General features: G+C 51.8%; 13 protein-coding genes. 1 reads left to right on the forward strand and 12 read right to left on the reverse strand.

Annotation, left to right across the window (positions count from 1 at the left end):
- Positions 1–61: 61 nt before the first annotated feature.
- The 12 genes from DW195_RS05995 to DW195_RS06050 form a co-directional block, all read right to left on the reverse strand.
- Entirely contained in the window at positions 62–1,303 is a 1,242-nt protein-coding gene (locus tag DW195_RS05995; RefSeq protein ID WP_118206153.1) for a Coenzyme F420 hydrogenase/dehydrogenase, beta subunit C-terminal domain, read from the reverse strand.
- A gap of 12 nt (positions 1,304–1,315) precedes the next feature.
- Entirely contained in the window at positions 1,316–2,719 is a 1,404-nt protein-coding gene (locus tag DW195_RS06000; RefSeq protein WP_118206154.1) for a lipopolysaccharide biosynthesis protein, read from the reverse strand.
- Positions 2,719–3,795: a polysaccharide pyruvyl transferase family protein gene (locus DW195_RS06005; protein WP_118206155.1), complete on the reverse strand. Its 1,077-nt coding sequence runs from the start codon at positions 3,793–3,795 to the stop codon at positions 2,719–2,721. Before DW195_RS06005 ends, DW195_RS06000 begins: the two co-directional genes overlap by 1 nt.
- 3 nt (positions 3,796–3,798) lie before the next feature.
- The gene (locus tag DW195_RS06010) at positions 3,799–4,959 is read right to left on the reverse strand and encodes a glycosyltransferase (RefSeq protein WP_147356493.1); all 1,161 of its coding nucleotides are present in this window, start codon (positions 4,957–4,959) and stop codon (positions 3,799–3,801) included.
- Positions 4,960–5,361: 402 nt separating this feature from the next.
- Positions 5,362–6,357, reverse strand: coding sequence for a glycosyltransferase family 2 protein (locus DW195_RS06015; protein ID WP_118206157.1), 996 nt, complete (start codon positions 6,355–6,357; stop codon positions 5,362–5,364).
- Entirely contained in the window at positions 6,350–7,465 is a 1,116-nt protein-coding gene (locus DW195_RS06020) for an EpsG family protein (RefSeq protein ID WP_118206158.1), read from the reverse strand. Before DW195_RS06020 ends, DW195_RS06015 begins: the two co-directional genes overlap by 8 nt.
- 194 nt (positions 7,466–7,659) lie before the next feature.
- The gene (locus DW195_RS06025) at positions 7,660–8,652 is read right to left on the reverse strand and encodes a glycosyltransferase family 2 protein (RefSeq protein ID WP_118206159.1); all 993 of its coding nucleotides are present in this window, start codon (positions 8,650–8,652) and stop codon (positions 7,660–7,662) included.
- Positions 8,653–8,656: 4 nt separating this feature from the next.
- Positions 8,657–9,490 (reverse strand): glycosyltransferase, encoded by an 834-nt coding sequence (locus tag DW195_RS06030; protein WP_117798191.1) that lies wholly within the window; start codon positions 9,488–9,490, stop codon positions 8,657–8,659.
- Positions 9,491–10,204, reverse strand: coding sequence for a sugar transferase (locus tag DW195_RS06035; RefSeq protein ID WP_199576320.1), 714 nt, complete (start codon positions 10,202–10,204; stop codon positions 9,491–9,493).
- Between the two features lie 71 nt (positions 10,205–10,275).
- The gene (locus tag DW195_RS06040) at positions 10,276–10,866 is read right to left on the reverse strand and encodes a hypothetical protein (RefSeq protein WP_118206160.1); all 591 of its coding nucleotides are present in this window, start codon (positions 10,864–10,866) and stop codon (positions 10,276–10,278) included.
- A gap of 327 nt (positions 10,867–11,193) precedes the next feature.
- Complete coding sequence (thrS, locus tag DW195_RS06045) at positions 11,194–12,957, reverse strand: threonine--tRNA ligase (protein WP_118206161.1); 1,764 nt, start codon at positions 12,955–12,957, stop codon at positions 11,194–11,196.
- Between the two features lie 229 nt (positions 12,958–13,186).
- Complete coding sequence (locus DW195_RS06050; RefSeq protein WP_055251579.1) at positions 13,187–13,618, reverse strand: zinc ribbon domain-containing protein; 432 nt, start codon at positions 13,616–13,618, stop codon at positions 13,187–13,189.
- 707 nt (positions 13,619–14,325) lie between these two features.
- Between DW195_RS06050 and DW195_RS06055 the strand changes: the two genes are divergently transcribed.
- Positions 14,326–15,780 (forward strand): NAD(P)/FAD-dependent oxidoreductase, encoded by a 1,455-nt coding sequence (locus DW195_RS06055; protein WP_118206162.1) that lies wholly within the window; start codon positions 14,326–14,328, stop codon positions 15,778–15,780.

Here is a 15,780-nt window from a genome sequence, read left to right on the forward strand (position 1 = left end):
AGGGCAACACGGTATGGCTCTACGAGCCCAACGGGGGGCCCGCCCAGGCATGGGTCCTTACCTAGCCTGCAAGACCCTTTAAATACATTTTGACAATCTCCCGACATGATTCAGGGAGAAGCCTTCTTACTAATTTCTTGGTATAGAAAATTATTCCACGCTCTCGCCTTTTATACATACACTCAACGGAATGCCAACCACCTTCGACAAATGCGTCAATATAGAGCTGTCTGTCTTTTGGAAGAGCGCTCGGGTGGCGGAGCTGATCGTTACCCTTAGCGATATCGTCAAATTCGACAGGGTACAAGTCCAGAGCGTTGCTGGATTCAATAAACTCCCTGCCGCGTTCGTTATTCACCAGCAGGCAGGAAACGCCCTTCATCTGATTGAACTTCTCGGCATCCTTCAGGACGTCGGGCCTGTTTACATCGACGCCCCAAAAATCGCCGATAGTAAGATCGCCGGCGCGAAATTTCCCTGCATAGGGGCACCTATAGCAGCTGTCGCGAAGCGTCTTGAGGTTCAAGAACATGTCGTAGTAGGGGGATTTCGACGCAGGAATGGTGACCTCTCTTCCGTTCTCAAGAAGAAGAAAAAGAAGGAGAGAGTTGCCCCACCCCTCGCGCTTGCACCTAAACCGGAAATCAACCACGGGAGACCCAAGCTGTTTGCCATAGCCCTCAACGCAGTCCGCGAACATGCGGCCGGAAGGGACGCCGTGGCAGACCAGGTCAACGGTTGTCAGGTTCCCATAATCGCGTCCGAGAAAGCCCCTAAGGCCGGCGACTTGGCAGGGTGTTCCGCAGAACAGGACCTGCCTGCCCTCACGAAGATCCGCCTTAACATCGGCAAAGCAAACTCTAGCATCGCTCTGCACGTATTTTGAATTAAGAAGCGGGCGAAGCTCATCAACGCTCGCCGCACGACGGTGCAACACTCGAAGCGTATTCCCCTCACGCTCATAAGCAGCACCATATGCGACGCCGCCAGAAGAAATAAGCTCACGCGCAACGGCACCGAAGACTCCGCCAGAAGCGGACTCCGAGACATCATCCCTACCGGCAGCGGCAAAGAACGGTCCAGCGGAATTGGAGCCTATCCCCCGGTTGAGGCCGCACGCCCTCGTGCAGGCGCCGCAACCGATACATAGATCGCCGTCAATTACAGGAAGAATGAACCCGTCCTTGCCCTCGGACATGGCGATGGCGCCTTTCGGGCAAGCGGCGGCACACGCCCCGCATCCGCAGCAATGCAACGGTGACTCAAACAGTGTGGGAACTTCGCCCCTTTTCACGGTAGACATGCAGTTATCCCCCTATTTGCAAGCCGAAATGAACTTGCGCAGAATATCGGCGTTCATATAAACGGAAAAAGCCAGCGCAATTGCCAGGCAGGCGATCGAGCTTAAGATGCCCGCACCGTAAGCGGACAGATAATAGAAAACGAATACGCCGACAATTGAAACTAAAGTTAAAACCTGCTCAACCCGGTCTTCGACAAGCTTCGTAAACTTAGCGACCTTAATTCTGCGGTACTCATTAACCACGATCATCGCCAAGAGCGTTGCAACAGATGCACCATAAAGACCGAAGTGCGGAATCAACACAACACACAGAACGGCGCAAAGGGCTGCAGACACCGCAGTGGTAGTACCCATAATTCCGGTTTCCTTATGTGCGGTAAAGATGCCACCGTAAAAGCCGGAGATGTTGCTGAAGTACGTCGCCAGGAGCAATATCGGCACATACAGCAGGCCCTCACCGAATGAACCCTTAATCAGGATGCCGTACACGAGGGGCATAAGCGCAGACATAAGCAGAACGACGCTCATCATGAAACGCCTTAGCGCACGATACACAGAGTTATAGAAAGTCGACTCGTCCTCATCGGAGTTGAGGACGCGCGCCGAGCTCTCCTTCCAAGATTGATAGAAGAAGCCATACACCTGGTCCATGACACCGGGGAACTTGTAAGAGACGGCGTACACGCCGGCGGCAGAAGCACCGAGCGTATTCATGATAATCAGCCTGTCTAGCAGGTTGTTAATAGTCCAGGAAACCTTGTTGGGAATGAGCGGAAAGGAATACCGCAGGAGGTCTCGAGCATAGGAAATGGAGAAAGCCGACGGATCGATATAGCGCCAGAGCTTCCGCATGACCATGAACACGAGGGCAACGCCGCCCTGCGCAATAACCGTGGCGGAAAGCATGCCCACAACGCCCCAACGCAGAACAGCGATAAACAGAACGTTTAGCACGATGGTAAGAGCGCTCGCAGTGAAATTCATGACGGAGTAACCCACGGTATCCCCGAAACCACGTAAGACCGCAGAAGCCATCTGCAGAAGCGCGCCAGCGACAACAAGGCCAACGACCCAGCCAAGATTTTCTGGCATAAATAGCAACCAGACCAGAATCGCCAAGACCGCAAAGCACGCGCAGCCAGCAAGAAGAACAGCGCAAGACGCGGTCACGGCCTTAGACCGATCACCATCGGTGCGACAATCGATGAGGAACCGAAACAGTGCTTCATCCATAAGTAGGGAGACAGCAGGAACGCAGAACAGGGCGATAGTGTTGATGTAGTCGACGGTACCATAGTCGCCAGTGGAAAGAACTGAGGTATAGAGCGGCAGCAAAAGAAACGAAACAAGCTTGGTTGCCATTCCGCCCACCGCAATAATGCCAGTGTTCTTAATAAGCCGACGCGTCTCCCCCATTACGAAAGCGCCTTTCTAAGATAAGCACAGGAATGCTCCCGCAGAGAATCCAGGCGAGAGTCCACGTCACTCCACTCACAAGGGGCAATATCGTCGGCGCACATAACATCGACGCAACGGTCAGACAGCCCGATATTACTCAGCAAGTCGCGCATACGCGCACCAGACTTATCAGTCGCATATACGCGGAAGGGCCTATGAAAGAGAACTGAGAATACAGTTGCATGAAAGGAATTGGTAAGAATAAGGCTTGCGTGCGCAATAAGCGAGACGAACTCCTCAGGGCCAACACCAAACAGGTTAATAGAATTTGGGATATCTAGGTTTTTATCAGATATGTAAGCAACCTTCATGCCCGTTGCTTCCGTCATCGCGACGGTGCTCTCAATAAGTTCGGGGCACTCGCGTAGTAGATACATAAATATATATTCACCCTGCAAAACATCTTTAGATGCCATATCTGCGTAGTCGTCAGAATCCAACAAAAGTGTGGGATCTAAGACAACATCTATAGGCGCATCGACAAGGGGCTGAAATAACGGAACCGTCTCCTCCTCGCGAACAGACAGGAAATCAAACCTTGAGAGCAACTCGGATACAAGCTGTTCATCAAAATTCTCAGGTCTAAAGTAAGTGTGCGCAAGACTGGGAGCGTAAGCGACTCGACGTCTATCTCCAGCGAATGAAAGGAAATAGGGGCCAACAACACCTTGTGTACAATCGAGATTCCAAATTTGATCGCTACCACAAATAAAGCAATCAAACTGATCTGCAAGCTCGCACATCTCCTCTTCATTTTGCCAACGATAAGACTTCTTCGTCATGCCGAAATATTTATTTGAAAAATCCTCGAATGCAGTCTTTCTTGACAAATACCTATTTAAACAGCGCAATGTTCGCAGCGTAGCCTTTGGATGTCGGAGCTGAAGCAGCTTATACTGTTCATAATCGTGAGAACGGTAGTCGATAATTTGCACTTCATGTCCCATATTTTCCAAAACCACTTGAAGCGCATGAGACTGAAGCGCAGACCCGAAGTTCAATGCGCCGTGAAAAGTAATCGTTCCAATTTTCATTATTTATCTGTTCCTGTTCACCCAAATATTAATTGCATCTGAAACACTAAGCCCAGAACCCCCCTGCGCCGCAAGGGCAAGAGAAGCGAGAAGATAACGGTTATAATCCGAAGAACGAAGAGATCTCTCGATATCCCTCCATCTGCCGTTTAACGATGTGTTCTTCGTCTTAAAATCATCAATTGAATTAAACGTGTCGCAACAACAAGCAAACATTGTTTTACGCGCGCTGTTGTCCAAGGCAACGGTTCTCCCAAGCAAAAGCGGCCCGAACAGAGGAAGAATACGATCGAAGTCTTCCTGAGACCAAGAAATTCCAAGCTCCGAACGATAAGAAATCAATTCATCGAGAACCCAATACGAATCAAGGCCCTTAACATTAGTAGGGGTAGACTGCATAATGGATCCAGGACGGATTCGGTAATAATAGCCGCTCAAATCATAACAAGGCTCATCCTTGAAGAAAGAATCAATCCATAACGGATGAATCAGATCTTCATACCATGCGCCTACGGGAAAACCTAGTCGATTCCAGACTTCACGACGATATAGTCTGCCCCACGGCACCATCCAACTAGCTCTATCGTTCTCTATCTCGCCAACCAAACCATCATCAGACATATATCTAAAAGTCGATGTAACGAAATCCGCAGATGTTTGAACGAGCCTGCTCCACATAGCCTCAAGATACCCTGGCCCGATCATGTCATCAGAATCCACGAACATGATGTACTTACCGCGAGAAACCCTAAGACCCGCATTGCGCGCTGCGGAAAGACCGCCGTTTACCTGGTGAATTACAAGAACATTGGGCATTAATCCATACGAATCGGCTATAGCACCAGAATCGTCTTTAGACCCATCATCGACAATAATAACCTCAAACTTGCCAGAAAACTCCTGAGTCACAATGGAGTCTAGGCAGGGTTTGAGGTATTTCTCAACGTTATACACAGGCACAATAATAGAAATGTCGTAAGATACGCTTTCCTTAAAAATAATCGGCATGAACATATTGGACGGTCTCTGGGAAACCATACTCAGCTTCGCCTTAGACGCATAGGTTATAGCATCGGAACGACGACTTAACCTGAGTAAACCATCATAAATAGGGCTGGAAAGTAAAAGTTTTATAACTTTCTTAATTGAATTAAGAATCTTCAACAATTGACTCCTCCCATCTTCAAAGTCGAATAAAGATGCGCTTCCATCGATTCGGACATTTTAGTCATGATGCCCTATCATGCAATCAACAAGACCAATCGCAGACAGCACCCCATAGAGGAATAGGCTACAAACAATAAATCACAAACGTAAGCGTCTATGGCCTCACCCAGAACATGGGGACGTTGAAGATCTTCTTTGAAAAAAGTGCAAAGACCAGCTTCTAAGCATCAACCGAAATAACTAAAGCCCTAGGAATGAATACACCGCACGACAGAACCAAATCCTCTATGTCGGTTCAATCGTAAACGCTCGCCAATTAGTCGAAAGCTAAGGACAGGCTTGGTCAAGAATAATAATGCTCCATCTAAAGATATTAGTAAAAAGCAATAATGACCTGCATTATAGAAAGAGACGACGGAGGCATTTAAAGCTGCTAAGTATGTGCCGAGCAGCAAAAGAAACGATACTGCAATTTGACAAAACAAGACTATGAATATAGTCCGGACAATTGCTGATTCGCCTCTGATACTCGCTTTTAATTGTTTTATCAAATTGTCTTTTCACCTCTTTATCCACTTCACAATGCCAAAGAACTTCATCAAGATCACAATAGTGTCGACAGATACCCCTATTGGCATTTTTGACTGAATCGCTCGACCATTCACTCGCATAGCGAATCAATTCATCGCTTACAAAGCTCCAATCAGTTATCTGACCTTCTTTAAACTGCTTCGTACTATTAGCGTCATGCTGACGATAGTAGTAAAGCGGTTCGTCAATGTGAAATAAACTCTTTGCAACATCGAAAACAGGAAGAAGTTGGCAAAGATCCTCACCGTGCATAAGGCCAACTCGTTTCGAGTACCACTCGTCACTGGCAAATAAATCTCTCCGAATGACCTTATTCCAAACACTATTGAAATCGCATCCGCACAACAGGCTTTTAACAGCATTAAATGATTCACCCGTATGCATACCAGAACAGATATCAACTTTTAACGAGGGTTTTATAGGCATCAATCCCATAGTGAAATCAAATGAAATGATATCAGCACCAGTCGAGGCAATTACATCGCATACCTTTTTAATGCAGCCTTCAAGAAGAGCGTCATCGGAGTCGAGCGAAAGAATATAACGCCCACTTGCCTCGCGAAGACCGTCTCGTCGTGCAGCGAGAAGACCTTCGTTGTCCTTGTGAATAACGAAAGCTCTCTCGCGCTTGTCGCAATAAGCATCGCAGATCTCAGGAGATCCATCGGTGGAACCATCATCCACAAGAATCACCTCAAAAGAGCCGGTTCCTTGAATATCAATAGATTCCAGACAAGCGGGGAGAAAACGCTCGGTGTTATATACCGGTACAACAATACTGATGTCAGGCGTTTCGTCATGCATAAATAACTCCTAATAGTGCCGACGAATACGGAAAAAGATCGCAACTGCCGCCATATACAAACGTAATGACAAAATAAAACACGAAAAATAAAACACCCAGAGCCCCAGTTAGAAACCGCTCTCTGCCAAGGTTTTCAGACAAACAGGGGTAAACAAAACCTGAAATGAAAAGAAAAGGGAAACTCAGTCGAATTAGCTCAGGACTGATGCTCGCAAGTTGAGCGAATAGGGAAGAAATTATGCCGCTGCTTGTATAGAAATTAAGCGTCCATCGATCGAAGCTCGTGATCAAACCCTTACTGCCTAACATCCATATAGCAAGGCAAAATAGAAAATAAATAAGCATTGTGGTATTAAATGAGCCCATTCCAGCGTGTTTGATCTGAAAGCTATATGACGACGTAAATAGAGATACGAGCTCCATTACATCCGGGCCAATCATAATCACGCAAATGGTGAAAATGATAACGCCAACGCATGCAAGAAGTGCAACGGTCTTATACGAACGTTCGCGCCCGCGGTTGAAGCATGAAATATAAATAATCCAAATAAAAAGTCCCATGATAGACATCTTGTGAAAGCCAACTGCAAGAAACAAATAAACAATAGCGGGGCCGCGTTTCTCGCGGAACAGCTCATAGACCATCATGACGAGCATGCTAGTAGCAATACATTGCCTAATTATGTTTAACGTATAACCAAACACAACGAAACAAAGAAAGAAACCTACGATAGGATACCCGCGAGGATATAACTTTCTAACAACTAAAATATAGGGAAGGAGAACGATGGCTTCACAAAGAAAAAGAACAGCGTGGAAATCACCAGTCAGTCTTCCCAGAATCCAGAAGAGAATCACGAATAGCGGCTCTTGATCTGAGCAAGCACCCATAGCACCTGTGAGCGAATAATACTGCGAGGCGTAAAAACACCTGAGGGGATATGCCGAGGTATCGGTACCGACAGATGCATCGCGCAGCCCCGCCACCAAGCAAAGGGGGAGAACCGAAATAACCGCAAGAAGAAAACTGACGCGCTTATTAGTTATCTTTACCGAAAAATATAGCAATGCAATATGGGACACAAAGGCAATGAAGTAGATTGGCATCTCTACACCTGCTTTGTATATCGTTTGTAAACTGTTGATTTTCCTCCGGTCGAAACCGTGTCGAAAACACCAACATAACAGTTAAAACCATCTTGAAAATAGATGCTATACAAAAAGCCGCCGTGGCATTCAGTAACGTTAAACAAATGCGCGCTAGTTGAGAAAATCATCTTATCAACCTTTAATTATAGGAGTTACCCGATTGCCTTACCAGAAATTGCGGCATATAACGCATAGAAAGCGTTATGAACCCTAGGAGAGATAGAAAAGAGAGCACAGCGCAGTCTCCATATTGAACAAGCATATGGGTTCTTCGATGCCCTCCAAGCAAGCCCTCGAGCATTCCTCAAATAATTCTGGGCTTCAGCCTTATCATCAAATCCGTCCGGATCAACCCTCATTGCAACGCGGAGCGTACAAAATGACTGGAAGCACTCAAACTCGCCCTGAAATTCAGGCTCGGTAAATTGTCGAACGGTCTCAATAGCCGTGTCCATGTCTTTAGCATGCTTAGAACCCTGGTTCTTGAGCGTCGTAATTGAGCCAGGTCTCGTCACGTATGCATAGAAGCACGCATCAGAGAATGCGACCTTTTGAATTTTGGAACAAATGTTAGCAATTACGCCCATGTCTTCGAAGAGCTGCCCCTCAGGAAAGACAAGGTCGCTAATAAGAGATCGTTCAAAGAGCTTTCCGCAAGCAGAACCACTCTCACCGGTTAATAAAAGAAGTTTTCGAAAATGCTCAATTCCAGATTCAACATGGAATTCTACATTCTGACCTATCTTATAGTTATCAAGGACAGGCGTCTTCGCAAAGGAGCCGATAACGAGCGGAACTTGATACTTGTCAGCCGCTTCGACCATCAACTCAACAGTTCGCGAATCGATCAAATCGTCCCCATCAACATACATGACATAATCACCGTGGCACCTTTGAGTACCAAAGTTACGCGCAGAAGAAAGACCACCGTTCTCCTTATGCAAAATCTTAAATCGCGTGTCTGACCCAACGGCATCTTCAATAAGGTCGATAGTATTATCAGTACATCCATCATCTACGATAATATATTCAATATTCGAATAAGTCTGACCAAGCAATGAGTTTACGCAAGGAAGCGCGAACATACCCACGTTGTACATGGGGACAATGACACTAACCAGAGGCTTATCAATATCAGAAGCCATATATCTAGGACCTCCTGAGAAAATAACGATATATCAACGCTCTAACGGAATTTGGCATCAGACAGACGGCGGCATGCGGCAAATAAGAACAGAAATAATCACGTTTTGTGAAATAGCCACGCTCAACTTGAGCCTGCTTAAATGCTTTAGCGTACTTAAGATACTGCGAGCCGCCCCTGCGAGCATAGAAATCCTCACTAACGCGCATCGCAACAAGCGGTTCACTCAGGTTATCCGCCTTGCAGCCACATGCGAGCATCCTGTTAAAAAGGTCCCAATCCTCAAAGTAGAGAAAGTCGGAACTGTAGTTACCAGCCTCCATAACTTTCGATTTTCTAAACGTCATGGGAGGGTGACGAAAGGGATTTCGCCTTTTGGAATAAGAACGTATAGCATCGATGCCCTTGGGAAGGTCAGTAGCCGCAACAGGTTCATTGGGAGACGTGACGAATTCGATAACATCGCTTCCGACCATATCGAGCCCGCTATCAATAGCGGCAAGCTGTTTCTCCATACGATCTGGACGAGCAATATCATCAGTGTCCATACGAGCAACAATTTCGTTAGAGCAAGCAACCACGCCTTGTCGCAGCGCGTAGCCAAGCCCATGGTTTTTGTCATACGAAACAAAATTGAACAGTCCGGGATAAAGGGAGTCATAATTTTGGAGCACGTCTTCAAGCTCTTGCGTGAGGGGACCATCCTTGACCATGACAATCTCGGCAGGAGAGACCGTTTGGTTCAACATACTGTCTAAAGCTTGAACTAAATAGGCAGGATTTTCTTTTTTGTAAATGCTCATCAACACACTGTAGGAAGAAGTAAGGTTTGTCGGCATCTATCGTCCCGTTCTCTTCTTACCAAACATAGCCCCGAAGGTACCAGTAAAGCACTTCCAATCCATAGCAAAACAACGGTTTTGGACATAGCGAAGCTCAATCTTCTGACGCAGGCCGCTCTCAAAGGTTGCCTCGTTACGATCGGTTGCCTGCCACAGACCAGTAATGCCGGGCCGGACAGAGAGCAGCTCAGCTTTTTCTTCGTCGGAAAAATGCTGTTCAAGCTCATCCCTTGTAATGGGACGCGGTCCAATGACGGATAGGTCGCCGTTCAGTACATTGAGGAACTGCGGCATCTCGTCAATGGAGCACTTACGAATAAATTGACCAACCCTAGTAATGCGGGGATCATCGTCGACCTTGCGCTCGACTTCCCATTGATGAAGCTGCTCAGGGCTCAGGTACTTACGCACGTCGTTTGCGTCGGCGACCATGCTACGAAGCTTAAGAATCTTGATTGTCTTTCCGCCCTTGCCAACACGCTCCTGTGTATACATTGGGCTGCCGGGCGATTCAAGGCTAATGAGTGCGCACACAATAGCGACAGGGATAAGCAGCAGTACGCTCATCAAAAGACTAAACACCAGGTCGAACAGCCTCTTAATAAAACGGTAACCAAGCGTACCGCTCGGCTTAATCTCTTTAAGAGCCAGCGCGTCCCCCACAGATACACAACTCTCTATTACTTCTTTAGCAGCCACAATAAAACTCACGTTCCTGTCCCCAGGAACCCCCCCCCATCTATGAATCAAAAACCAAATGAATTGCCGGCGCAACGTCTCCCTTACGTTTTGCAGGGGACGTCGAGCGCAAGCAGCTCCCTAAATGCGGAGTCGCCTTCGCCTACGTCCACCAGGCACCAGCGCTTATGACGGTCAATCTTTTTAACTCGGGCCTCTTGCCCCACCAAGGGACCCTGTTCTATGTGCAGTACGCCGCCTTCTATGCGCGCAATGCTATTGCGCACCACGCCGTCGTCGTCCAGCACGCTGCGGTACCAGTCCTGCGCGTCATCCGGCATGGGCATGTACGCCCGCTCCCTGCTACCAGCGATGCGACAGCCAAAGCTCAACTGGGCCAAAGCCCTATCGAGCGCGGCTGCATCGTGCGTGGCAACGAAGAAATATTCCTTGTACATAGGTTTGGTTTGGAGCGACCAGGCGCCGCCCCGCTTAAACCAGAACTCCTTTTGCATCACAAAAGCGTCCTGCATCAGGTTGTGCGGGATAATGCGGCGGACCTTTTCGCAGGTCTCGCGCTCTTTTCCGTTGGGGGTGTGGACCAGATACCAGCGGACGCGGCCGTGCTGGCTGTTGGTGGTGGCGCCGTTAAAAGCGCCCGGCAGCTGCTCTTGGCGCCGTGCCGTCTGTTCCATGTTCTCGCCCCCCTCTTTTGGCTTTGCGATGTACGCAAATGCAGGGGCGTTTAGAACAGGCTTCTCGCTCGCAGCTAGGCGCAGTCGCAAAAGTACAGGTTTTTGTATCTTTCGACAGATGACATTATACGAGCAATTAATCAGCGTTTGCCCAGATTACGCAAAATGTACTGCTAGTAGGTACATCTCCATACCCCTCTATAAAAACCTGTACCTTTTTGTGCAACAAAAAAAGCCGCTCAACCAGCGGCTTTTCTTATTTGGGCATGAAAAAAGGCGACCGCCCTTTGTGGACGGTCGCCTTTATTAATTGTTGTGAAGCTTGCCTTAAGCGCGGGTCTTAATCTCCTCGGTCACCTTGGCAACAAACTCATCAACGCCCATCTGAACGGTCTCGTTGGAGCGATCGCGGACGGAGATGTTGCCGGCCTCGACCTCCTTCTCGCCCAGGATGAGCATGTAGGGCACGCGGTCGATGCTGCGGGCCTCGCGGATCTTGTAGCCGATCTTCTCGTCGCGGTCGTCGCAGACCACGCGAATACCGGCCTCCTCCAGCTTGGAGCACACCTCGTGGGCGTAGTCGCGGCTCTTCTCGGAGACAGGCAGCGCCTTGACCTGCACGGGGGCCAGCCAGGTGGGGAACTTGCCCGCAAAGTGCTCAATTAGAATACCAATGAAGCGCTCGATGGAGCCAAAGCACACGCGGTGCAGCATGATGGGGCGCTTCTTGGTGCCGTCGGCGTCCACGTACTCCAGGTCAAAGTTGAGCGGCATCTGGAAGTCGAGCTGCACGGTACCGCACTGCCAGGTACGGCCGAGCGAGTCCTCCAGGTGGAAGTCGATCTTGGGGCCGTAGAAGGCGCCGTCGCCCTCGTTGACCTCGTAGTCCATGCCCAGCTTCTCCAGAGCGGTGCGCAGGCCCTCCTCGGCGCGTGCCCAATCCTCGTCCGAACCCATGGAGTCCTCGGGGCGGGTGGAAAGCTCGACGTGGTACTTAAAGCCAAACTTCTGGTACACGGAGTCGATGAGGTTGACAACGCCCACGATCTCGTCGGTCAGCTGGTCGGGACGAACAAACAGGTGGGCATCGTCCTGGTTAAAGCAACGCACGCGGAACAGGCCGTGCAGGGCGCCGCGCAGCTCGTGGCGGTGCACCAGGCCAATCTCGCCGGCGCGAATGGGCAGCTCGCGGTAGGAGTGCGGCTTGGAGGCGTACACCAGCACGCCGCCCGGGCAGTTCATGGGCTTAATGCAGTACTCCTCGTCGTCGATGACGGTGGAGTACATGTTGTCCTTGTAGTGGTCCCAGTGACCCGAGGTCTTCCACAGCTGCTTGTTCATGATGAGCGGCGTGGAGATTTCCACGTAGCCGGCCTTGTGGTGAATCTCGCGCCAGTAGTCCAGCAGCGTATTCTTAAGGATCATGCCGTTAGGCAGGAAGAACGGGAAGCCGGGGGCCTCGTCGCGCATCATAAAGAGGTCCATCTCGCGGCCGATCTTGCGGTGGTCGCGCTTCTTGGCCTCCTCCAGCATGTGCATGTGCTCGTCGAGCTCTTCCTTGGTGGCAAAGGCGACGCCGTTGATGCGGGTGAGCATCTTGTTGTCCTTGTCGCCCTTCCAGTAAGCGCCCGAGACGCCGGTGAGCTTAAAGGCCTTGAGGGCCTTGGTGTAGCAGATGTGGGGGCCGACGCACATGTCGATGTAGTCGCCCTGCTGGTAGAAGGTGATGCGGGCGTCGTCGTCCAGGTCGCCGATGTGCTCGACCTTGTACTTCTCGCCGCGCTCCTCCATAAGGGCGATGGCCTCGGCGCGGGGCTTCTCGTACACGGAGAACTTGAGGTTCTCCTTGACGATCTTCTTCATCTCGGCCTCGATCGCGGGGAAGTCGTCCTCGCTGATCTTGACGCCCTCGGGCAGGTCGACGTCGTAGTAGAAGCCGTTGTCGGTCGCGGGGCCATAGGCAAAGTCGGCCTGGGGGTACAAGCGCTTGATGGCCTGCGCCATGATGTGTGCGGCGGAGTGGCGGATGACGTGCGTGACCTCGTCCTGCGGGAGCTCGGCCACCGAACCGTCATTGTAGAGTGCCTTCATGGGTATGTTTTCTCCTCTCGGATGCCTGGTGCAAGTGCGTGCGATGCGCTCGGCATTTTTGACTTGCATCATTATAGGCAGGTTGCCTTGGTATACAAGCGCCCGCCGCACCTTAATGGCACGGCGGGCGATTTTCTACGCATGCTTCATCGTGTGGGGCGGGTTGCGCGTGTGGCTTACGCGGGACGAGCGGTGCCCGTGGCTTGCGGCCGGCCCGGCGATGGATGCGTTACTGGATGCGAGTTCGGCAGTAGGGGCAGACCTTCCAGTGCGCATCGAGCGGGCGATGGCAGCTGGGGCACACATTGCGAACCTGGGTATCGCACACCGGGCAGACGACGAAGTCCTTCTCGATGGGCGCGCCGCACTGCGGGCAGGTGCCGTACTGGGCAAGCTGGCGCTCGCGCAGGGCCATGTCCAGCTCCTGCTCCTCGCGGTCGGACGCGTAGGAGTGCGGGCGCAGGACCAGGTAGGCAATGAGGCCTACAAACGGGATGAGGGCGATGATGCCCCATGCCACGTAGGCGCTGGCGCCGCGGCGGCGAGCGTCGATGAACACATAGACGACCGACAGCACATACAGGGCGATGATAAAGCCAACGAAGGCATAGACGACGCCCATAAGCTGCGGCGACATGAGCTCGGAGATGTACTTGGACATTACGGGTACCTTTCGGAATATTTACAGTATGGTCAAGTTTACCACGGGGTTTGTTTATATGGGACCACGGCTAGGGGCGGGGCTGGTGCGGACACAAACATCTCAATCTGTAACAGATGGGAGCGGAATCCGGGTCTAGATGTTACAGATTCAGACACAGGGGTCCCTCCCCGACTTCAATCTCGATCAGTAACATCTAGGGTCCCAAAACCCCTCTTACTGTTACAAATCAAGACGTAGAAAACCGTCCGAACCGAATGTCTCAATCTGTAACAGTTACCCGGCAAAAACAGTCCCAGATGTTACAGATTTAGACAAACTACTCTCTCCTCGACTTAGATCTCGATCCGTAACATCTAGAACCCAAAAACAGTTCTTACTGTTACAGATCGAGACAACCAGAATCCGTCGGAAAGATTGTCTCAACCTGTAACAAAAAGGACCCAAAAACCCTGCCAGCTGTTACAGATCGAGACATACGAATAACCCGACGGGCTAACGTCTCGATCTGTAACAGACAACGGCATAGACCGCGAGGTTGAGCGGGAAGAACTCGCGGTCTAAAGAGGTCGACATCCGTGCCGGGTCTCCCCTCGTCTGCCGTTGGCGGGTGTTGCGGGGCTGTTCGCCGCATTGCCGCCGCACTGGATGTGCACACACCGTAGGATAGTCTTATTGACATCCTGTCAACTTGTCTGGGAGGCACTGTGACAGAAACGTTTGATATCGCGATTGTCGGCGCGGGCATCACCGGATGCGCCATCACGCGGCAGCTCGCGCGCTATGACCTGTCTATTTGCGTGGTCGAGGCGGCCAACGACGTCGCCCTGGGCGCGTCGAAAGCCAACGGCGGCCTGGTGCACGCAGGCTACGTTCCGGCGCCGGGCACGGTAAAGGCTCAGGTCAACGCCCGCGGCTGCGAGCTGTATGGCACGTGGGCCCAGGAGCTGGGCTTTTTGTTTTGCCGCACCGGATCCATGGTGCTGGGCTTTAACGACGAGGACCGCGCGCACCTGGAGAAGCTACGCCAGAATGGCCTGGTCAACGGCGTGCCCGAGCTGTCGATCATCGGACCCGACCGCATCCACGAATTAGAGCCGCGCGCCAGTGCCGAGGCGACGTGCGCGCTGTGGTGCCCTTCGACCGGTTACGTCGACCCGTTTGAGGTTGCCATCGCCGCGCTGGAGAACGCCGTGGCCAACGGGGTGACGTTTATGCGGTCAGCGCCGGTGGAAGCGATTGAAGTCGCGGACTCGGGCGACGACGCGCGCTTTACGTTGGCGACGCCCGCCGGCGACGTGCGCTGTCGCTATCTAATCAACGCCGCAGGCAACGGCGCCGCGCACCTCTCGCATATGGCGGGCGCCGAGAAGTTCCAGATGGTCTGGCGCCAGGGCAACATCGTGGTGCTGGACAAGGAGCCGCGCACGCTCATGCCGCTCTACCCCGTGCCGACGCCGGTGTCGAAGGGCGTTATCGTGACGGGCACCGTGCATGGCAACACCGTGATCACCGCCACGGCCGCTGTGCGCGAGCCGGGCGACACGCAGACCTATGCAAGCGATGTAAACGCGCTGCTGACCGGCGCGCGCAAGCTGGTGCCCGATCTGGATACGCGCCGCGTGGTGCGCGCATTTGCCGGCGGGCGTCCGGTCATTCAGGGAACGAACGACTTCTTTATTGGACAGTCGGCCGTGGTGCCGGGGCTTTTCCAGGCGGCGGGCATTCAGTCGCCGGGTGTGGCAAGCGCGCCGGCCATTGCCGAGCGCATGGAGCTTGTGATGCGTGAGGCGGGCGTGAAGCTGCACGAGCGGGCGGACTGGAACCCAATTCGCCGCGCGCCGGACGACTTTGACCGCGCACCGCTGGCGCGCAAGGAGGAGTTGATCGAGTCCGATCCCGCGTGGGGACAGATCGTCTGCCGCTGCGAAACGGTGCCCGAGGCCGAGATTGTGGCCGCGATCCGACGCCGTCCGGGCGCGATTTCGGTCGAGGGCGTCAAGCGCCGCTGCCGCGCCGGCATGGGTCGGTGCCAAAGCGGTTTTTGTCAGAGCCGCGTGGTGGCGATCCTGACGCGCGAGCTGGGCTGCGACCCCAGCGAGGTGCTATTGGAGGATGCCGGATCTTGGTTGGTCGAGGGACCGCTGAAGGGGGTGCGCTAG

Source organism: Collinsella sp. AM17-1, from assembly GCF_003470665.1.
Classification (GTDB): Bacteria; Actinomycetota; Coriobacteriia; order Coriobacteriales; family Coriobacteriaceae; genus Collinsella.